This window comes from Collibacillus ludicampi (assembly GCF_023705585.1).
GTDB classification, from domain to species: domain Bacteria; phylum Bacillota; class Bacilli; order Tumebacillales; family BOQE01; genus Collibacillus; species Collibacillus ludicampi.
The window spans coordinates 1,589,679-1,608,974 of record NZ_BOQE01000001.1; the positions used below are offsets into that span (position 1 = coordinate 1,589,679).

The 19,296-nt window shown below is 48.5% G+C and carries 19 protein-coding genes and 1 pseudogene; 16 read left to right on the forward strand and 4 right to left on the reverse strand.

Going from position 1 to position 19,296, the window contains the following annotated elements; all coding sequences use genetic code 11:
• Positions 1–442: 442 nt before the first annotated feature.
• The 5 genes from metG to DNHGIG_RS07990 all read left to right on the forward strand — a co-directional run bounded on the left by metG (position 443) and on the right by DNHGIG_RS07990 (position 5,482).
• Positions 443–2,410 (forward strand): methionine--tRNA ligase, encoded by a 1,968-nt coding sequence (gene metG / locus DNHGIG_RS07970; RefSeq protein WP_282199169.1) that lies wholly within the window; start codon positions 443–445, stop codon positions 2,408–2,410.
• A gap of 2 nt (positions 2,411–2,412) precedes the next feature.
• The gene (locus DNHGIG_RS07975) at positions 2,413–3,192 is read left to right on the forward strand and encodes a TatD family hydrolase (RefSeq protein WP_282199170.1); all 780 of its coding nucleotides are present in this window, start codon (positions 2,413–2,415) and stop codon (positions 3,190–3,192) included.
• A gap of 3 nt (positions 3,193–3,195) precedes the next feature.
• Positions 3,196–3,747 carry a ribonuclease M5 gene (gene rnmV, locus DNHGIG_RS07980; RefSeq protein WP_282201382.1) on the forward strand — a complete coding sequence of 184 codons (552 nt, stop codon included), beginning with the start codon at positions 3,196–3,198 and terminating at the stop codon, positions 3,745–3,747.
• Positions 3,748–4,064: 317 nt separating this feature from the next.
• Positions 4,065–4,928, forward strand: coding sequence for a 16S rRNA (adenine(1518)-N(6)/adenine(1519)-N(6))-dimethyltransferase RsmA (gene rsmA, locus DNHGIG_RS07985; RefSeq protein ID WP_282199171.1), 864 nt, complete (start codon positions 4,065–4,067; stop codon positions 4,926–4,928).
• A gap of 77 nt (positions 4,929–5,005) precedes the next feature.
• A complete protein-coding gene (locus tag DNHGIG_RS07990) occupies positions 5,006–5,482 on the forward strand; it encodes a ribonuclease H-like YkuK family protein (protein WP_282199172.1) in 477 nt (158 codons plus the stop codon).
• Between the two features lie 103 nt (positions 5,483–5,585).
• On the opposite strand, the gene asd is transcribed toward DNHGIG_RS07990, so the two are convergent.
• On the reverse strand, positions 5,586–6,518 hold the full coding sequence (asd, locus tag DNHGIG_RS07995) for an archaetidylserine decarboxylase (RefSeq protein ID WP_282201383.1): 933 nt from the start codon (positions 6,516–6,518) through the stop codon (positions 5,586–5,588).
• Positions 6,519–6,855: 337 nt separating this feature from the next.
• Here asd and DNHGIG_RS08000 point away from each other — a divergent pair, with 337 nt between their 5' ends.
• Positions 6,856–7,803, forward strand: coding sequence for a DHH family phosphoesterase (locus DNHGIG_RS08000; RefSeq protein WP_282199173.1), 948 nt, complete (start codon positions 6,856–6,858; stop codon positions 7,801–7,803).
• Between the two features lie 29 nt (positions 7,804–7,832).
• Here the strand turns inward: DNHGIG_RS08000 and DNHGIG_RS08005 are convergent.
• Positions 7,833–8,485: pseudogene (locus DNHGIG_RS08005) on the reverse strand (MOSC domain-containing protein).
• Between the two features lie 103 nt (positions 8,486–8,588).
• On the opposite strand from DNHGIG_RS08005, the gene DNHGIG_RS08010 reads away from it, so the two are divergent.
• The 6 genes from DNHGIG_RS08010 (at position 8,589) to cphA (ending at position 14,646) form a co-directional block, all read left to right on the forward strand.
• Positions 8,589–9,212, forward strand: a complete 624-nt coding sequence (locus tag DNHGIG_RS08010; RefSeq protein WP_282199174.1) for a LysE family translocator — start codon at positions 8,589–8,591, stop codon at positions 9,210–9,212.
• A gap of 192 nt (positions 9,213–9,404) precedes the next feature.
• Positions 9,405–10,256 carry a sporulation peptidase YabG gene (gene yabG / locus DNHGIG_RS08015; protein WP_369414752.1) on the forward strand — a complete coding sequence of 284 codons (852 nt, stop codon included), beginning with the start codon at positions 9,405–9,407 and terminating at the stop codon, positions 10,254–10,256.
• Between the two features lie 114 nt (positions 10,257–10,370).
• The gene (gene veg, locus DNHGIG_RS08020; RefSeq protein WP_282199176.1) at positions 10,371–10,652 is read left to right on the forward strand and encodes a biofilm formation stimulator Veg; all 282 of its coding nucleotides are present in this window, start codon (positions 10,371–10,373) and stop codon (positions 10,650–10,652) included.
• A gap of 152 nt (positions 10,653–10,804) precedes the next feature.
• The gene (locus tag DNHGIG_RS08025) at positions 10,805–10,987 is read left to right on the forward strand and encodes a small, acid-soluble spore protein, alpha/beta type (RefSeq protein WP_282199177.1); all 183 of its coding nucleotides are present in this window, start codon (positions 10,805–10,807) and stop codon (positions 10,985–10,987) included.
• Between the two features lie 151 nt (positions 10,988–11,138).
• Entirely contained in the window at positions 11,139–11,981 is an 843-nt protein-coding gene (locus DNHGIG_RS08030) for a cyanophycinase (RefSeq protein WP_282199178.1), read from the forward strand.
• A gap of 4 nt (positions 11,982–11,985) precedes the next feature.
• The gene (cphA, locus tag DNHGIG_RS08035) at positions 11,986–14,646 is read left to right on the forward strand and encodes a cyanophycin synthetase (protein WP_282199179.1); all 2,661 of its coding nucleotides are present in this window, start codon (positions 11,986–11,988) and stop codon (positions 14,644–14,646) included.
• Positions 14,647–14,719: 73 nt separating this feature from the next.
• Here cphA and DNHGIG_RS08040 read toward each other — a convergent pair whose 3' ends face one another.
• The gene (locus DNHGIG_RS08040) at positions 14,720–15,061 is read right to left on the reverse strand and encodes a hypothetical protein (protein ID WP_282199180.1); all 342 of its coding nucleotides are present in this window, start codon (positions 15,059–15,061) and stop codon (positions 14,720–14,722) included.
• A 290-nt stretch (positions 15,062–15,351) separates the two neighbouring features.
• Entirely contained in the window at positions 15,352–15,693 is a 342-nt protein-coding gene (locus tag DNHGIG_RS08045; protein WP_282199181.1) for a hypothetical protein, read from the reverse strand.
• A gap of 239 nt (positions 15,694–15,932) precedes the next feature.
• On the opposite strand from DNHGIG_RS08045, the gene ispE reads away from it, so the two are divergent.
• The 4 genes from ispE (at position 15,933) to spoVG (ending at position 19,160) form a co-directional block, all read left to right on the forward strand.
• Positions 15,933–16,790: a 4-(cytidine 5'-diphospho)-2-C-methyl-D-erythritol kinase gene (gene ispE, locus DNHGIG_RS08050; protein WP_282199182.1), complete on the forward strand. Its 858-nt coding sequence runs from the start codon at positions 15,933–15,935 to the stop codon at positions 16,788–16,790.
• A 76-nt stretch (positions 16,791–16,866) separates the two neighbouring features.
• Complete coding sequence (mobA, locus tag DNHGIG_RS08055) at positions 16,867–17,655, forward strand: molybdenum cofactor guanylyltransferase (protein WP_282199183.1); 789 nt, start codon at positions 16,867–16,869, stop codon at positions 17,653–17,655.
• A 39-nt stretch (positions 17,656–17,694) separates the two neighbouring features.
• Complete coding sequence (purR, locus tag DNHGIG_RS08060; protein WP_439647730.1) at positions 17,695–18,516, forward strand: pur operon repressor; 822 nt, start codon at positions 17,695–17,697, stop codon at positions 18,514–18,516.
• Between the two features lie 368 nt (positions 18,517–18,884).
• On the forward strand, positions 18,885–19,160 hold the full coding sequence (gene spoVG, locus DNHGIG_RS08065; protein WP_282201384.1) for a septation regulator SpoVG: 276 nt from the start codon (positions 18,885–18,887) through the stop codon (positions 19,158–19,160).
• The last annotated feature ends 136 nt before the right edge of the window (positions 19,161–19,296 follow it).

Below are 19,296 nucleotides of genomic sequence, written 5' to 3' on the forward strand. Positions count from 1 at the left end.
GCGGTCGTTGTCTTTTTTGTAAGAGTTGGGTACAATTAAATGAGAAATTACAATGTCAGAAAAGGCGATGAAAGGAAGAGTACCTGTTCTGCGTTGCCATTTCAGCGAGCCGGGTCTGGTGCAAGCCGGCATGGGCGTGACAGGGAAAATGGTCCTGAAGCTGCTCGACTGAGCGTACTTTCTCTTGTTCCATGGAATGTTCCGTGATTCACAGAGAAGGGAATCGTTCGCATGCGAACAAGAGGGATACGTTAAGCGATGCCGGGTGCTCCCGTTATTGAGTAAGGTCGATGTCGACCTATCGAGGTCGATAGCCGCAAGGTTATCGATGAAGCTGGGTGGTACCGCGTGAGCATAGCCTCTCGTCCCATGCATATGGGATGGGAGGCTTTTTTCGTAGAGAATGAAAACAACAAATCCATTCCGAGGGAGGTACTCATACATGTCTGGTAAAACTTTTTACATTACAACCCCGATTTACTATCCGAGTGACAAACTCCATATCGGCCATGCGTACACCACCGTCGCTTGTGACGCCATGGCGCGATACAAACGGCTGCGTGGCTATGATGTCATGTATCTGACAGGAACGGACGAACATGGCCAAAAAATCGAACGAAAAGCCAGAGAGAGCGGAAAAACTCCGCAACAGTTCGTGGACGACATCGTTGCGGCAATTCAAGACCTCTGGGGGAAATTGGATATCTCCTATGATGACTTTATTCGCACGACGCAGGAACGCCATAAAAAAGTCGTGCAAAAAATATTCGCACGACTGGTGGAGCAAGGAGATATCTATCTCGCAGAATATGAAGGGCTCTATTGTACGCCATGCGAATCGTTCTGGACGGAACGTCAGGCCGTGGACAAAAAGTGTCCGGACTGCGGACGCGACGTGGAACTGGTCAAAGAAAAAAGCTACTTTTTCCGCATGAGTAAATATGTCGACAGGCTGCTCAAATACTACGAAGAAAACCCTGATTTTATCCAACCGGAATCGCGCAAAAACGAGATGATCAATAACTTTATCAAACCGGGGCTTGAGGATCTTTGTGTTTCGCGAACGACGTTCAGTTGGGGGATCCCGGTTCCGAACGATCCGGAACATGTCATTTATGTCTGGATCGACGCGTTAACGAATTATATCACCGCTCTCGGCTATCTCTCCGAAGATCCGGCGATGCGGGCGAAATTTGAGAAATACTGGCCTGCCGATGTGCATGTGGTCGGTAAAGAGATCGTGCGTTTCCATACGATTTACTGGCCGATCATGCTGATGGCATTGGGATTGCCGTTGCCAAAAAAAGTTTTCGCTCATGGTTGGCTGTTGATGAAAGACGGAAAAATGTCAAAATCCAAAGGTAATGTCATCGACCCGAATGTGTTGATCGCTCGCTACGGATCGGACGCGCTCCGTTATTTCCTGTTGCGTGAAGTGCCTTTCGGCTCCGACGGTGTATTTACACCGGAAGCGTTGATTCAGCGGATCAATTCCGACCTGGCGAATGATTTGGGCAATCTGTTAAGCCGTACGGTGGCGATGATCGGCAAATATTTTGACGGCGTGATCCCTTCTCCTGGAGAGACGACAGAGTTGGATCGCGAACTGCAAACGCTCGCCACATCGACAGTCGATCATGTAGAAGAAGCGATGGAACGCATGGAGTTTTCCGCCGCGCTCCAATCCGTTTGGCAATTGATATCACGGACGAACAAATATATCGACGAAACGGCTCCCTGGGTCTTGGCGAAACAAGAGGATGGGAAAGAACGCTTAGGAACGGTCATGTATCACTTAGGAGAAAGCTTACGTATCATATCGATCCTGATTCAACCGTTTATGCCCCGTTCCCCGAAAGAGATCTGGAAGCAGCTCGGTATCGAGGAAGGTCAAGCGACCGCCTGGGAGAGTACGCGCACTTTTGGGTTGCTGCCTAAGGGAGTCCGCGTACAAAAAGGAGAGGCGCTTTTCCCGCGTCTCAATCTGGCTGAAGAAGTCGCCATGATCGATGCAGCGACAGGGGCAGGGAAAGCTCAAACTCCCGAGGCGAAAGAAGTGACAGCAACTGTACAGGAAGAAGAAAGCGCCTATATCACGATTGACGATTTCGCGAAAGTGCAACTGCGGGTCGCGGAAGTGATCGCCTGCGAGAAAGTGCCGAAAGCCGATAAACTGTTGAAACTGCAGTTGGATCTCGGTTATGAGAAGCGGCAGGTCGTTTCAGGGATCGCGCAATGGTATACTCCAGAAGAGCTCATCGGCAAAAAGGTGATCGTCGTAGCCAACTTGAAACCCGTGAAGCTGCGCGGAGTCGAATCCCAGGGGATGATTCTGGCAGCGTCTCAAGGAGATCAATTGACTTTAGCCACGGTATCGGGAGATATTCCCAATGGGGCGGAGGTACGATGAACATGGCAAGACTGTTCGACACTCACAGCCATTTGAATGCTCCTCAGTTAGCCGAAGAACTTGAAGCGGTCATCCAGCGGGCGAAGGAAGCTCATGTGGAACGGATCGTCATTCCGGGGTATGACCTCGCGGCATGTGAACGGGCGGTTGCGCTTGCGGAAAAGCATGAAGGATTGTACGCGGCCGTAGGATTTCACCCGACGGATGTAAGAGGTCTCACCCAAAAGGATTACGAGAGACTCGCGGAATGGTCGCAGCTCGATCATGTGGTGGCCATCGGTGAGATCGGACTCGATTACCATTGGGATACCACGACGAAGGAAGAACAGCATGAAGCTTTTCGCCGCCAGATTCATTTGGCGAAAGACTTGAATATGCCGATCATTATTCATGATCGGGAAGCACATGCGGACATCGTGCGCATACTGAAAGAAGAAGGGGCTAAGGAAGTCGGCGGGATTATGCATTGTTTCTCCGGTTCTTGGGAAATGGCGAAAGAATGCATGAATATGAATTTCATGATTTCATTTGGCGGACCTGTTACGTTTAAGAACGCGAAACGTCCTCAGGAAGTGGCGAGACAAGTGCCGACCGATTACTTGCTGATCGAAACGGATGCGCCCTACCTTACACCCGAACCGCATCGCGGCAAACGCAATGAACCGTCTTATGTCGTTCACGTAGCAGAAAAAATCGCCGCTTTACGCGAGATGGACTTCGAAGAACTATGCGAAATCACCTGGAAGAATGCGGAACGGTTGTTTCGTTTGGGGAATGTATAATTGATGAGAATCAAAGAAGTGATTGTTGTAGAAGGTTATCATGACAAACAGGCGATCGATCGGGCAGTGACCGCCGATTGTTTGATTTCTGGCGGCTCTGCCGTCTCGGAATCATTTTTGCTGCAAGTGGAGAGAGCGATGAAGGAACGGGGCGTGATTATTTTCACCGATCCCGATTATGCCGGCGAGCGGATCCGCAAGATTGTCGCTCGACGAGTCCCGGGTTGTAAGCACGCCTTTCTGCCGCGTGAAGAGGCACGTGCCGATGATGGAGACATCGGTATCGAAAATGCAAGTCCGGAGAGCATCCGCATGGCGCTCTCCGCCGTTCGTACCGAGTGGACGGGCAATCATCATGAGATTTCCTGGGACGATATGATCCAACTCGGTTTAACGGGGGGGCCGGATTCCGCCAGCAAGCGAGATCTCTTGGGAAGGAAGCTCCAGATCGGCTATGGCAATGCAAAAACGTTCTGGAAACGCCTCAATATGCTCGGTGTCACGCGCAGGGAACTGATCGCTGCGTACGAGGACCTGGAACAGGGGAGTTCTTGAAGGCAGCCATGCCACAAGCGGCGCCATCAGAGGATGAAAAGTGTCTTCGAGTGGGCGTAATGCTTTGCGTGAGACAGCGACTTTGGAGGTCGTTCGTTTCTTTTTGTCCCTCAAAGGGGTATATGCTTTGCGCGTAATAGCGACTTTGAAGGTCGTCTCGCAACATTTGATGATTATTTCATGCGAGACGACCTTCACGGAGCATGAGCGCAAAGCATATGCCCGATAATCGAACCCAAGCGCAAAGCGATACATCCACCCAAGCACTCGTTTTCAATATAGCTGTTCATTCACCAATATTATCTGGAGGTTTCTGGATGAAGCGCTTAGTCCATCCGTCTGTGACGCGCGAAATCGTTGCGCGATACGGATTTCATTTTAAAAAAAGCCTCGGCCAAAACTTTCTTATCGATTGGAATATCCTTCATCAGATTGTCGAAGCGGCCGACTTGACCCAAGAGGATGGGGTTCTTGAGATCGGTCCGGGCATCGGAACACTTACACAAGCGCTCGCCGAGTCAGCGGGCAAAGTCGTTGCGATTGAAAAAGACGACCGCCTGCTCCCGATTTTGCGTGAGACATTGGCCGAGTATCCAAATGTCAAAATTTATCATGCCGATGTTTTGGAAACGAATCTACACGAACTGTTTCAACAACACTTCGACGGTAAAAAAACGAGCGTCGTTGCGAATCTCCCCTATTATGTGACCACGCCCATCATTATGAAACTTTTGGAAAATCACCTTCCCCTCCATCATATCGTGGTAATGGTTCAGAAAGAGGTAGCGGAGCGAATGACAGCGGAACCTGGGGGAAAAGAGTACGGGGCGTTATCGGTTGCCGTGCAATATTATACGGATCCAGAAGTGGTCTGCCGTGTTCCTAAGACCGTCTTCATTCCGCAGCCGCAAGTCGATTCCATTGTGATACGCTTGCGCGTCCGCAGTAAACCCAGAGTTGAAGTAACGGATCCTGATTATTTTTTCCGCGTCGTCAAAGCGTCTTTTGCGCAACGCAGGAAAACTCTCCTGAACAATTTGCAGCATAACCTGCCGAACCGTCCAGCCAAGGAGAATCTCGTAGATACGCTCATGAGCATCGGAATCGACCCCGGACGGCGAGGAGAAACGCTTTCGATTCAAGAATTCGCCAATATGGCAGAACATTTACGAACTCTTTAGGTTTTTGACCACATCTCACTCGCTTTTTTTGAATAAAATAGTAGCAACAGAAAGCGGGTGAGTTTGTGGTGAAGTTCATGAATCCAACCAAAGGCACATTGACGCTGGATCAAGTCGTGGATGATATGATCCAATATGTGGAGACCGCACCGAACGACAAATACCGCGTGATCATCGGCTCCGACTCCCATACAAATCCCGGAAAGGGAACAACGACATTCGTGACGGCGATCATTATTCACCGTGTAGGCAAAGGAGCGCGGTATTACTTCTACCGTCTGCCGCAACATGTGGTTCGTTCATTACGTCAACGTATTTATACAGAAGCATCGTTGTCATTGAATACTTGCGGTGAACTCACGAAACTTTTGCAGGAACGCCAGCAGGAGTGGAATCTTGAGGTTCATGTGGATGTGGGGGAGAAAGGGGCAACGAAATCATTGATCAAGGAAGTGGTGGGCTGGATCACTCAGTCGGGTTATCGTGCGACGATCAAACCCGATTCGTTCGGCGCTTCCAAAGTGGCGGATCGGTATACCCGTTGCTCCTCCTGATGGATCACGAGGTTGTTTATAAACCACGTCTTAAACGGTTGAACATCCGGAAAAGTATAAATGGCGGAACGTAATTTTCTCTGTCATTTATACTTTTCCGATTTCAAGTTATGCTGTTTCTCTGATTCGCTTCTTCTTCCGTTCCATCCGCTTCGCCTGAAGCCTTTTTAACGACTCCGATCGCTTCCCCGAAATGCAAAAATTCCCCTGTTTTGATTCGAGGATTGAGTTCGATTGCGTCCGGTTCGAAGAGAAGGATCACAGTCGAACCGAATTGAAACAGACCGAGTTCGTCCCCTTTGGCGAGAAAAGGACCTTTTTCGACGGTACCTTTCACAGTCATGCCCTGTTTAACGTTCGTGGTGAGTGTTTCATCATAGACCACACGCACAGATCCGACAATGGTCGCCCCCACTTTGACGACAGCGATTTCGCCTGCTTGTGTATCGATGTATGTGATCAGTCGTTCATTCTTCGCAAAAAGTCCAGCTACGCAACGCACTCCTAACGGATTCACAGGAAATAGGGTTCCTGGTACATAGGTGTAATGAGTGACGGTACCTGCCAAAGGCATGTGTATGCGATGGTAATCTTTCGGGCTCAAGTAGATGGTGAGAAAAACTCCGCCATCGTATCGTCGGGCTCTTTCCTCATCTCCTCCGAGCAGTTCAAGTAAGCTGTAAGAAACGCCTTTCGCTTGCAGAAGAGTTTTGTTCGTAATCGTGCCGAATTCCGATATGCGCCCGTCAACGGGAGAAATCAATACGCGTGAACCTTCAGCGACCGTTCTCGCCCCTTCTTTCAAACGGCGCGTAAAAAATTCGGACAAGCTCATGTATTGGTGAATCGGCTTTTCCGCCTGTGATACGTCGACTTTGAAAAATTTGGCGTACGGTCGAATGAGAGGACGCGAGGCCCGACTTTGAGCGAATCGGCCGATGATCCGAGAGAATGTCTTCTTTGGGAGAATTTTGATCATGACTAACTTCAAACGGTCACTCATCCTGGAACAACATTCCTTCCATTCACTCGTCATTCTCAAGTATCTAGTCTCCACTATAACGTGCAAAAACTTTTGCCGCAAGAGCAGGGGAAAAGGGTGTCATCCATTGAGGAAGCTTTCACCACTGAACGAAAACTGGTATCCCCAATCAGCCGCAAGTGATTCGAATGGACAAGAAGCAAGTTTCTCGGAGCGAGTGGGTACCCTAAGACGGAACTGAACGCGGGCTGATTGAACCCTTTATCATTTTCGTGCATATTCTACTAGAAAAATGTAGAATCTTGTCGAACAACAATGATACAATCACAATACCCGACAACGTTTTGAGCTGAGACCGAATGGTCGAATCTACAGGATGGTGGCTAGTACGATGGAGGTTTTTCTGCAAGCGCTCGAAAAGATGAGGGGAAAGAAGAATTTGATTCTTTGTCATGATCAAGCGGACAGCGATGCGATTGGTGCCGCTTATGCTTTGTTCCGATATATCGGTGGAGATGTGGGCGTTCCCGTTTCTGTTGCCGCCCACGCAAAAGGTCTAGTTCATGAATTGGGCATAACGATGATCGAACAACCGCCTGTACATCAGTACGAACATGTTATCATTGTCGATGCGGCACATAGGGCTCAATTGGTGGATTGCATACCAACAAAATATTGGGTGATCGACCACCATCCGGCGAACTGTCTCATCGACAAGGCAGAGGGAGGGTATTACGAACTCGTTTCATCGACTTGCCAATTGGTCTATCGCATTTTGCGGGCGGCGGGAGTCACGATCGATCGCAACATAGCCCTTGCGCTCGCTGCGGGGATCATGACAGATACGATCCATTTTCATAAAGGCGATGCGGAGTCATTTCGTATATTCGGTGAGCTGCTCGCTTGTGGAAATTTGACATATGAAGATATTCAAAGATTATACCATGTGGATAACCGGCGCGACCGCGGGGCAATCATTGACACGGCTCTCCATGCGAAGAAAATCACGTTCGCTGACTACCATATCCTCATCTCCGAGGTCGCTTTAAATATTCCCACGTTTGCTGCGCGCGCCTTATTTGACCTAGGGGCCGATATAAGTGTCGTCGGATACCAACAGGAAGATGAAGTCGATATACGTATGTATATCCGGAATGAGTTGGCTCTTACTCTTGGAATACAAGCGATCGATATCTTGCGGCGGATCTCGGGCGCCGACGATCGGAAAGTCTGGGGATATCAACATTTTGCCGGGTACAGAAGCAAGGGAGACTGGAAGCGACTCTTACAAGAGATCGTCAATGAGTTGGAGCACGATTTGACGGTTACCAAGAGTTGATTCTCTTGGTTATCACCGTCATTTTTTGATTACGATTCACGCAAACGTTTCAAGAAAGTGTTTCGCCAGCTTTCGGAGAGTTCTTTGACCGCGAGAATTTGTTCAATCCCTTTCAGATTCTTTTTATCATGGTGCATGATCTGATTGGCGAAGGCGACCGTGATCCCGAGGGGGTGTCTATGCAGAAGACGCAAGCCACGATCCTGCGCTACCCAGCCTTCTCGCAACACACGGAAGTAGAAACCGGTGAATCCCGTCTTTTGTACCAATAAGGGGAGATCTTTCATGTTATGCTTCTTCGCCAGTTTATGACAGGGTTGCCGTGGTTGGCTGACTTGTACGATCGCTTCACCGAATTGGAAAATATCCCCTATGCATATTTCCTCTTCTTTGATTCCCTTGACCGTCAGATTTTCCCCGAAGGCAGCGTAAGCAAGCTTGCGTTTCAGCACGCGCTCCCAGTAGGGATAATGATCGTAGGAATAGACACAAACGGCTTTATCTTTTCCCCCGTGATAAACCAGATCCGCTTGGCCATCTCCGTCCAAGTTCAAGACGATAAGAAGAGAGATTCTTTTGTGGGAGACTTTTGAATCCCCGTAACGATTTCTTGCCCCTCATGAAGCAGTAGACCAGGTTTTCCCACATTAACGGAGACAATTTCGTACATGGTGGCAGGCATCTCGATTCCCTCGCAGTCTTCATGAATTTCTCCTTGTCATCCCTTGATACTTTCACTCATAATGATAGTAAAGTTTTACAGGCTTGAGAAGGGATGTGAAAGGATGGACGTTTCCCACGTGCTTTCTTTTCTGGTCGTATCCATGTTGCTCACGATCGCTCCGGGACCGGATATCCTGTTTGTCATCATGCAAAGCATCTCGCACGGGAAAAAATCGGGTATTGCAACAGCATTCGGTTTATGTACGGGAGTGACCGTGCATACGCTCGCTGCCGCTTTCGGAATTTCCGCCATTCTCCACGAATCTGTGTTTGCTTTTCAGATCTTGAAATACGCAGGGGCTCTTTACCTTTTATACTTGGCTTGGCAGGCGTTCAAAGAAGGAAAGCAGGCTTTTTCGACAGAAACAGTCCCCAAACAGAGCCTGTCTTCACTGTACAAACGCGGGATTTTCATGAATGTTTTGAATCCCAAAGTCTCTCTTTTCTTTCTTGCGTTTCTCCCTCAGTTCGTGTCACCCGAAAGCGGTCACATGTCGTTGCAAATGATTTTCTTAGGTGTCCTGTTCATGATTCAAGCGATTGTGATCTTCACAATCGTGGCGGTATGTGCGGAAACTTTCGGCAGAAAAATCATCGGAAGCACGAGGGCTATGAAATATGTGAATGTGCTCAAAGCCGGTGTGTTCGCACTCATTGGTATTCGTTTGGCTCTCTCCGAAAAATAGATTCACGTGGTCAAAACCGTGATGTGAAATCAATCCGAATCGTCCTATTTTCAGGGTGACTTATAGGATTGAATGGAAAACGATCGGTTACAATTTCCAGGTTTCCTCCCTCACGCATGTGTGACCAATTTGGGCCGATGCACATACATTACTACCAAATCGTGTGAAGGAGATGGCTGCATATTGTGGAAAGTGGGCGATCGTGTGGCTCGCCGCTCCTACGCGAAAGATATATGTTTCTGCATCGTTGAAGTCGATGAGGTGAGGCGTCAGGCAATTTTGAAAGGAATGGAAGTCCGCCTTCTTGCAGACGCGCCTTTTGAAGATCTCGTTGCAGTCAGCGATGAGGAGTGGCAGGAGTACCAAAAATTTTATCGACGTGAAGAGAAAGAAACGCTTCAGTTAATTCGTGAACGTCGTTTAATCGAGCAAGAAAAACACATGTTGCGTGCCGGGGTGAAAGCGAGACAGGAGAAAGATTTTTTTGAACGTCCGGGAAGGGTTCTTCATTTGGATGGAGACGGTAAGTACCTGGAGAAATGCTTGCTTTTTTACGAAGAACTCGGAATCCCGGCGATCGGACATCATGTGAGCGAAGAGAGAATGCCGGATATTCTGCCTCATTTTTTGGAGATGTATCATCCGGATATCCTGATCTTGACGGGCCATGACGGTCTGATCCGTAAAGGCCATGACATCGGCAATGTTTTTAATTATCGCAACTCCGAACATTTCATCCGTGCGGCAAGGGTCGCAAGAAAGTATGAGCGGAGTCTGGATGATCTGATTATTTTTGCAGGGGCTTGTCAATCCCATTATGAGGCGTTGCTTGATGCCGGTGCCAATTTTGCTTCTTCCCCTCAACGCATCTTGATCCATGCGCTGGATCCGGTATTCATCGCGGAGAAAATCGCGTATACGCCGATCAATCAAACGGTAAATATTTTCGATGTTGTCAAATCAACCATCACGGGTACTGAAGGCCTCGGGGGGATCGAATCGCGGGGAAAATTTCGCATTGGGCTTCCACGGTCTTCATTCTAGGAGAAGAAGAAAGATACTGTTGACAGAAAAAACGACTCGTTGATATAATAATCGACTAAATTTGACATGCTGGTCAATACATGCTATACTCTTGGATGGAAAGAGGTGGTGTGTATGTCAGCGAAAAATGCACTCAATGAGATCAAACGCAGCTTGGATGGTCTCATCGGAGAGAAGATTGTTCTGCGTGCGAACGGTGGTCGCCGTAAGACAATCGAACGCACAGGAATTCTCGAAGAAACATACCCTTCTGTATTCGTTGTTAAGCTTGACAACCAAGGAAACTCTTTTAAACGGGTATCGTACAGCTATGCCGATATTCTTACAGAAACGGTAGAGCTGATGGTTTGCAAGGATGATGGTAATAATATTCGTATCACATATGTAGAGGAATAAGACGCCGTTTCAGGCGTTTTTCCTTTCTATATATCTATAGATCTATAAATACAATATGCAGGCTTGGAGAGTCCGCGACGATTCGTCGCGGATTTTTTTGTTTGGAATCGGAAACACTAGCGTTACGCCTTACCTAAAGGGAGGATTCACCCATGGCACGTCGTCGCGGAGTGATGTCGGATGAGTTCAAGTATGAACTTGCAAAAGATCTTGGCTTCTACGACACCGTTCAGCGTGAGGGATGGGGAGGAATCCGCACGAAAGATGCAGGAAACATGGTGAAACGGGCGATCGAGATTGCCGAGCAGGCGATGCTTGAGGAGAAGCCTAGATAGCCATGTAGCGGCTTTCCTCAGTGAGGCGTTTAAGGAATCTGGACTTCTGTCCAGGTTCCTTTTTTTGAATATGGATCCCGTGAATGGGTCATCATAGGTTCTAGAACTCACCATTTTTCAACCATTTTTTCTCAACAAGGAGGCTTGACGGTTGAGCAAGGAACCGGGGAGATTGGTCATCATCGGTGGGGCGGAAGATAAGGAAGACAGATGTGAAATTTTGCAAGAGGTTGTACGGATGGCTGGCGGATCGCATGCCCGCGTTGTCGTGATGACGGTGGCGACCGAAGTCCCTCTCGAAGTGGGAGCCAAGTATTTGGAGGTCTTTCATAGGCTTGGGGTTGCTGATGTCCGTACGTTTGATGTGTCGTCTCGCGAAAATGCGAATGCACGATCTGCCGTGAAAGCGATTGAAGAAGCGACATGCGTTTTCTTCACTGGTGGCGATCAAATCAGGATTACCGAGCTTCTCGGGGGCACGGAGGTCGATGCTCTGCTGCATAAACGGTTTGAAGAAGGCATGCTTCTCGCCGGTACGAGCGCGGGTGCATCGATGATGTCCAGCACAATGATCGTCGAGGGGGAACCTGAGACCAATCCACGTATCGGTATTGTGGAGATGGCACCGGGAATGGAATTTATTCATGGGGTTGTCATCGATCAACATTTTGCACAACGCGGACGTTTGGGGCGTCTCCTGTCAGCCGTGGCGCAATACCCGCATCATTTGGGACTTGGCATTGATGAAAATACTGCCGTTGTTGTGGAAAATCAAACGTTTCGTGTCATCGGCAGCGGTGCGGTTACGGTCGTGGATGCCGGGGCTCTTACCTATTCCAATGTGCGGGGATTGAGGGAGAACGATGATTTAGCGTTGTGTGGAGTCACGTTACATATCCTGCCGAATGGATACAAGTTTCACTTGCGAGACCGTGTACCCATCATAGAAAAAGCAGAAAGGAATTCCTCGAAATCTGAGGGAACGAGGAGTTGAAGGCATGAGAATTCATGAAATTCGGACCCTGCCCGGACCGAATATTTATAACTATAAACCTGTTGTGTTGATGAAATTGCATCTGGAAGATCTCACAGAGAAAGAAAGTTATGAGATTCCCGGCTTTATCGACCGATTGCTCAAATTGTTGCCCGGTTTGCACGATCATCATTGCGCTGCAGGGAGACCGTACGGATTTATCGAACGATTATACGAAGGAACTTATTTTGGACATATTGTGGAACATGTAGCGATTGAACTCACGGTTCTGGCAGGAGTGCCTGTTTGCTTCGGGAAGACGCTCTATGCGGGAGAACCGGGATATTATGATGTGGTCGTGGAGTACAAAGCGGAGAAGGGTACTCTCTTTCTGTTACGTACTGCTGTCGAACTGGTGGAAGCGCTTGTCAAAAATGATTCGTTTCCGTTGGAGGAAAAGATCCGGCAGGCCAAACAAATCATTACCAAAACGGAGCTGGGTCCGTCCACGCGTGCAATTGTGGAAGCGGCGAAAGAGAGAGGTATCCCTTACATGCGCCTCAATGAGGGAAGTCTTGTGCAACTCGGTTATGGCAAGTATTTGCGGCGTATACAAGCGACCATCGCCGACAGTACGAAAGCGATCGGGGTGGATATTGCCGGCGATAAAGAGCTAACCAAACGATTGCTCGATGTCGCGGCCATCCCCGTACCGCGCGGGGGTGTGGTCACCGACGAGCAGGAGGCGCTGGATCTGCTGAAGGAGATTGGTAAACCCGTCGTCATTAAACCGTACGACGGAAATCAAGGGCGTGGGGTCAGCCTTTGCCTGAACACTCCCGCCGAAGTCAGGCGTGCTTTTCAACTGGCGAAACAAGAAGCGGAGCGGGTGATTGTTGAGGAATATATCGAAGGGCGCCATTATCGCATCATGGTCGTCGGCGGTCAGGTGGTCGCAGCGGCGGAACGCTTGCCTGCTCATGTCATCGGTGACGGAAAGCACACGATCGAGCAACTGATCACACGGGAAAATAACAATCCATTGCGAGGCGAGGGACATGAGAAGCCATTGACGAAAATCAAAGTGGATGAGCTCGTTCTCAGCTATCTGGCACGCATGGGACGCCGATTGAGCGATATTCCTGCGCCTGACGAACTTGTTTACCTGAGGGACAATGCCAACTTGTCTACTGGAGGTATCGCCATCGATGTGACGAGTAGCATTCACCCAGAAAACGTGCGTCTATGTGAGCGCATCGCCACAGTTATCGGTCTCGATGTCTGCGGGATCGATCTCGTCTTAAAAGACATTTCACAGCCGATGGGGGAAGGAGGAGCGGTGATTGAGGTCAACGCGGCGCCGGGAATAAGGATGCACCATTTCCCTTCTGTCGGACAACCGCGCAATGTCGGAGACGCGATCGTAGAGATGCTGTTCCCGAAAGGTTCTCCTTCAAGGATCCCGATCGTGGCGATCACGGGAACCAACGGGAAGACGACAACAACAAGGATGATCGGGCATGTGATGATGGCCACCGGGCGTACGGTGGGTATGACCACGACAGACGGAATCTATATCGGTGGTACATGTATCAAGAAAGGGGATACCACTGGGCCGCGTTCCGCCCATACGATCTTATGCGATCCGAGCGTAGAGATCGCCGTACTCGAAACGGCGAGAGGTGGGATCGTGCGATCGGGTCTCGGTTACGATTGGGCGGATGTGGCTGTGATCACCAACATTCAACCGGATCATATCGGACAAGACGGGATCGAAGAGATCGAGGATCTCATCTTTATCAAATCACTTGTCGCGGAACGCGTTCGTGACGGCGGGACGGTCGTCTTGAATGCGGATGATCCGAATGTCGTAGAAATTCCGAGTCATCCACGCATGAAAAAAACGAAAAAACAGATCGTGTATTTCTCTTTAAAAGCGGATCATCCTGTCATCATGCGTCACCTGGCGGAAGGGGGAACGGCTTATTTTCTGAAGAATGACTGGATTATTGAAGCCTGTGGCGATACGGAAAGGGCTGTCATGCCTGTAGAAGATATTCCCGTCACCATGTATGGGGTCGCCCAGTTTCATGTAGCCAATGCTATGGCATCCATCGCCGCATGCCGGGCTTACGGGATGAGCCACGAACGGATCGCACGGGCTCTGACAGGGTTCCGTAGCGATGTACATAATCCGGGAAGGGCAAACTTGTATCAGGTGGGCCAAGGGTATGTCATGGTCGATTATGGTCACAACCCGGACTCCTTCGCCGCGATCTGCAAGATGGCACAACATTTGCCGGCTCACCGGGTCACAGGTATTATCGGCGTACCGGGAGACCGAAACAACGTAATCGTGGAAACGGCGGCGCGTGTGGCTGCACACGGTTTTCACCGTTTGATCATCAAAGAAGACAAGGATACGCGCGGTCGCGCACGGGGGGAAATCGCCGAGATCATGCGAAAAGCGGTAGAAGCCGAAGTACCCGAGCGCGAGTATCGCATCATTTATGATGAGTGTGAAGCGCTGGAAACCGCCTTGAAGGAACTGGAGCCCGGTGAAATCGTGATTGTTTTCTACGAAAAGATCGAACCTATTCTGCAAGTCCTCCAACGTTGGAACGCTATGTCTGTCTCGACAGTCGGCGGAGCGTTGGTAAAGATGAAGAGTATTGCCAAAGTGTAGTCGCGGTATAAAAGAAGAGCCCCTTCGTGTCTGATCATGGAACGAGGGGGCTTTATACTTTTCCGAAGAAACTCTACTTCGCTCGTTGAACGGTAGTGATTGTCCAGATTTCGAATGGAGTCCAGGGAAGGGGATCCGTAAAACACTCAACCCCTATTTCATATTTTTTACCATTCATTTCAACTACCTCAAGATAAGCGGGATGCTGCGGTTTTGTATTTATAGAACGATTTAGTATTTTTATAGAAAGGGGCCGAGGCATAGAAATGATTTCTTTTGCGGCCTCAAGATCCGAATCATATCCAATATCATCCACTGACTTTAATTGTTCGAGTCCTCTTTTGAATTGGTATTCCCGATTCCAATCACTATGTCCTACGAGAATAATGCCGACAATGAAACCAATCAAAATCAACAGTATGACCCATTTTATTTTAAATCGTCTCATCCGTAATGATCGGCCCTCTTTTCTACTGAATGAATATTTCGACAAAGGATTCTTTACCAATTTCCTTTTGTATAAACGGTAGTAACATTTGTGGCACGTAATAAATCATATGGAGAACACATCGGCATATAATATCCGGGATTTGATGAAGTTGGAAGAGTTACTCCTGCACCGTAATAAAAGGCTTGCCAAACTATTTTAGAACAATATGTCATATTATAATCACCATAGAGGGAACCCAGTCCATATGAAGCATTCTAATAATTGGTTTTGTAGTTCAAGGCCCATTGGCCCGCTTTTGCCGCTTTCGTAGCATCATTAAAACGAATTACTTTTAGTGTTCTTGGATAGTTTAACTTCCACCAATTATAGGTAACTATTTCAGGATGATAACCCGGGCCCTTAATATGCACAATACTCCCAGGGCTGACTACAATAGCAGCATGTCCTGTTATTCCTGAAGAAGATGTATCTTGTGTGACCAAAATATCCCCTGCTAGCATACTTACACCATTTTCATAGCTGGTGCTACTTCCACCTCCACCAATACTTTTTGGGGTTGCAGCAAAGATCGTTCCTACTGAAACAGATAAAACCATAGCCAAGACAATTAAAAAGCGGCATGGAAGAAAAATTTTTTAATTTTAAAATGTACCTCCCTTTATATATGGTTAAAATCACCTAAAATACTAGATTCGACAGAATATATACAAATCCTTCTATAATTAAAAAAATTGCCCCTATTTTCCTGTTAATAGGTCTCTTTTTCTTGAGAGTTGTCCCTTTCTTCCTTCTTCGGGTAAGATGTAGGAAAAGAACGAATCAGGTAGGTGTACACATGCACGTGATCGAAAAAGCCCGGGCGAAGATCAACCTAACGCTTGATGTTTTGTACAAACGGCCGGACGGTTATCATGAAGTGGAAATGGTCATGCAGACGATCGATCTCTCCGATCATCTTACGTTACAGCATCTTGAGGAAGATCGTATCGAAATCTCCTGCTCGGTACCCTATATTCCCACCGATGAACGGAATCTGGCATATAAGGCAGCGGCTCTCATCAAACGGACCTTTCAAATCAAACATGGGGTACATATTCATCTGGATAAAAAAATACCCGTCGCGGCTGGGCTGGCCGGCGGATCGAGCGATGCGGCGGCCGTTTTGCGGGGGTTAAACCGTCTATGGAAGTTACATCTTTCCCTCGACGATTTGGCGCATCTGGCCGCTTCCATCGGTTCTGATGTACCTTTCTGCGTCTATGGGGGTACGGCTATCGCGAGGGGGAGAGGCGAGCAGATCGAGCGGATTCATCACACGCCTCCTCACGTGTGGGTCGTTCTCGTCAAACCTCCGATCGCCGTTTCTACCGCTGATGTTTATGGCGCTTTGGATGTGAATGCGATTACCGACCATCCCAATACAATGGCTATGCTCGAATCCCTTCAGGCAAACAATCCTGTTGCCAAGATTTCCGAACATCTTGGAAATGTACTGGAGCGCGTCACATTTCGCATGCATCCGGAAGTCGAACGCATCAAAAAGAAGATGTATGAGTTCGGTGCACAAGGAGCCCTCATGTCTGGCTCCGGTCCTACCGTGTTTGGCATCGTCGACCGCGAGTCGCGCGCGTTTCGCATCTACAACGCATTTCGCGGATTTTCACGGGAAGTGTATCTGAGCCGGTTTTTGTAGTGTCACGGCTAAAAAAAGGATCCTCTGTTCATACTAACCATAGAGAAGAAACGAACGAACAGAGCAGGTGACTTCCATGCGTGCGGTGATTTTGGCTGGTGGGCTTATCACAGGATTGGAAGAACAGGAAAAAGCGTTCCTTACGATCGAAAACAGGCCTATGATCGATTATGTTTTACAAGCATTGGCAGGTGTACAGGCGATCGACGAACAGATCATTGTAGGTCCGAGGAACATTGAATCTTGGGTGAAGCAGCAGGGAAACATGCGCCTTCGTGTCATTCAAGCGCGTGAACGTCTCATGGAGAACGTGCTTCTTGGCGTAGAACAGGCGGAACATGAGGATGAACTGATCTTGCTTACCACTTGTGACATTCCCTTTTTAACTACGGAAGCGGTGAACGATTTCCTTGAGCGCTGTGGGATGGATGCAAGCGTTGATTTTTATTACCCGATTATCAGAAAGGAAGATACGGAACGCGAGTTTCCGAGGATGAAACGCACGTATGTCAAATTACGCGAGGGCGTGTTTACGGGCGGAAATCTCTTCCTCGTACGGCCGGCCGTGATCAAGCGTGTGGCGAATCGGGTGGAAGAGATTCTGCGAAACCGCAAAAGCCCCTTGAAAATTTCTGCAGAATTGGGATGGTCCTTCACGTGCCGTCTTCTCCTCTCCCAGGTATACGGGTTTTTACGCTTGGCTCAGTTGGAACAACGTTTCAGTGAATTGTTTGATATTCGTGCGAAAGCGATCATCAGTCCTTATCCGCAAATCGGTACGGATGTGGACAAGCATAGTGATTTATTATTGGCTCGTAAAATGATGAGTCAATCCCTTGCATCAAACACGAAAGAAATGGTATGATTCCTTAATAATGTTCGTGTTTGACGAGAGGATCGGGAGGTGGCGCATATGCGTCGCAGTGAACGCATCGTACGAATCACGCAGACGCTCCTGGAACATCCCAATCGCGTCTTATCCTTAACGGATATGGCGGATCGATTATCGTCGGCCAAGTCGTCTCTGTCTGAAGATTTGGCGATCATCCGTGAAGTATTTGAGCAAGAAGGTTGGGGCCAACTTGAGACACAGGCGGGGGCTGCGGGTGGGGTCCGTTACATCCCCGACTGTTCACGTGTGCAAGCAGAACAATTTGTAAAGGAAATGGCTACCGTGTTGGCAGACCCAGAACGGATATTACCCGGCGGCTATCTTTATATGTCGGACATTCTGGGAAAACCGGAAGTTCTCGACATGGCAGGGCGGATGTTCGCTTCCGCCTTCCGCAAAACGGGAGCGGAGTATGTGTTGACGGTCGAAACCAAAGGAATTCCATTGGCCGTATCCACATCGCGTTATTTGCAAATCCCTGCTATCGTCGTACGACGCGACCATCGCGTAACAGAAGGATCCGCTGTATCGATTAATTATGTATCCGGCTCGAGGCGTATCCAAACGATGTCATTGTCCAGGCGTTCTTTACCCGAGAGGAAAAAAGTCTTGTTGATCGATGACTTTATGAAAGCAGGAGGAACGCTGAAAGCGATGACTGACCTGATGCGCGAATTTCACGCGGAGGTCGTTGGGGTAGGGGTCTTTATGTCGACATCGGAGCCAACAGACAAGCTGGTAGGAAACGACTATATTTCTTTGACCACCTTGGATTCTGTGAATGAAACCGAGAGAGAGGTCAAAGTGATTCCCGGAACGTATTTTGAATCGTAGATCTTTTAACCGTTTGGTGTCGCGACTCTCAGTGGGAGCGTATCGTTACGCTTCCCGCTTTCTCCACAAGTCAACAGGTATCTGTCCCCGTGTCTGTTCGAAAAACATTCCATTCCCTTTCCATATCATCCAAAAGCGGCATTTCTGTCCTCTTTAAGGAATCTTTATATTCCCCACGAAACATGTGACCAACGGATCGCTAAGGAAAGTGTTTTAAAAAAAGTCTCGTGATCATACACGGATCAAAATATGAGAATCATGTGAATTTTTCATATTGGAGCTCTTTCGGGGAAGGAGTTTCGAAAAAAATGTGGAATATGATGGATGGAGGAAATTATGACCACGTACCTAAGGATGGTGAATTTGGGGTGCAAATCACAGATGTGCGTCTACGCAGGGTTAACACGGATGGGCGGATGAAGGCGATTGCATCGATCACGATCGATCATGAATTCGTTGTTCACGATTTGCGACTCATCGAAGGAAACAATGGACTTTTTGTAGCGATGCCAAGCAGACGTTCGCCTGACGGAGAGTTTCGCGATATCGCCCACCCGATCACGCCTAAAGCGCGCCAGATGATCGAGGATGCCGTGTTAGCCGCCTACGAACAAGCGGAAAAAATGGCTGCTTCAGGTGCGTAGTTTCATGTGCAGTACCAGAAGCCGCGATTGATAGACAGCCGCAATTGTATACGAGACGTGTTCAACAAGCATACATGCGAGAGCCTTCTTTTGTATGTATGCTTGTTCTTTTTTTGTTCACGAACGGGTTTCTTTA

What these genes read in the sequence shown, in the direction of transcription:
- metG (WP_282199169.1), top strand. Translation starts at nt 443, where the DNA reads ATGTCTGGTAAAACTTTTTACATTACAACCCCGATTTACTATCCGAGT.
- DNHGIG_RS07975 (WP_282199170.1), top strand. Translation starts at nt 2,413, where the DNA reads ATGGCAAGACTGTTCGACACTCACAGCCATTTGAATGCTCCTCAGTTA.
- rnmV (WP_282201382.1), top strand. Translation starts at nt 3,196, where the DNA reads ATGAGAATCAAAGAAGTGATTGTTGTAGAAGGTTATCATGACAAACAG.
- rsmA (WP_282199171.1), top strand. Translation starts at nt 4,065, where the DNA reads ATGAAGCGCTTAGTCCATCCGTCTGTGACGCGCGAAATCGTTGCGCGA.
- DNHGIG_RS07990 (WP_282199172.1), top strand. Translation starts at nt 5,006, where the DNA reads ATGAATCCAACCAAAGGCACATTGACGCTGGATCAAGTCGTGGATGAT.
- asd (WP_282201383.1), bottom strand. Translation starts at nt 6,518, where the DNA reads ATGACGAGTGAATGGAAGGAATGTTGTTCCAGGATGAGTGACCGTTTG.
- DNHGIG_RS08000 (WP_282199173.1), top strand. Translation starts at nt 6,856, where the DNA reads ATGGAGGTTTTTCTGCAAGCGCTCGAAAAGATGAGGGGAAAGAAGAAT.
- DNHGIG_RS08010 (WP_282199174.1), top strand. Translation starts at nt 8,589, where the DNA reads ATGGACGTTTCCCACGTGCTTTCTTTTCTGGTCGTATCCATGTTGCTC.
- veg (WP_282199176.1), top strand. Translation starts at nt 10,371, where the DNA reads ATGTCAGCGAAAAATGCACTCAATGAGATCAAACGCAGCTTGGATGGT.
- DNHGIG_RS08025 (WP_282199177.1), top strand. Translation starts at nt 10,805, where the DNA reads ATGGCACGTCGTCGCGGAGTGATGTCGGATGAGTTCAAGTATGAACTT.
- cphA (WP_282199179.1), top strand. Translation starts at nt 11,986, where the DNA reads ATGAGAATTCATGAAATTCGGACCCTGCCCGGACCGAATATTTATAAC.
- DNHGIG_RS08045 (WP_282199181.1), bottom strand. Translation starts at nt 15,693, where the DNA reads ATGGTTTTATCTGTTTCAGTAGGAACGATCTTTGCTGCAACCCCAAAA.
- ispE (WP_282199182.1), top strand. Translation starts at nt 15,933, where the DNA reads ATGCACGTGATCGAAAAAGCCCGGGCGAAGATCAACCTAACGCTTGAT.
- mobA (WP_282199183.1), top strand. Translation starts at nt 16,867, where the DNA reads ATGCGTGCGGTGATTTTGGCTGGTGGGCTTATCACAGGATTGGAAGAA.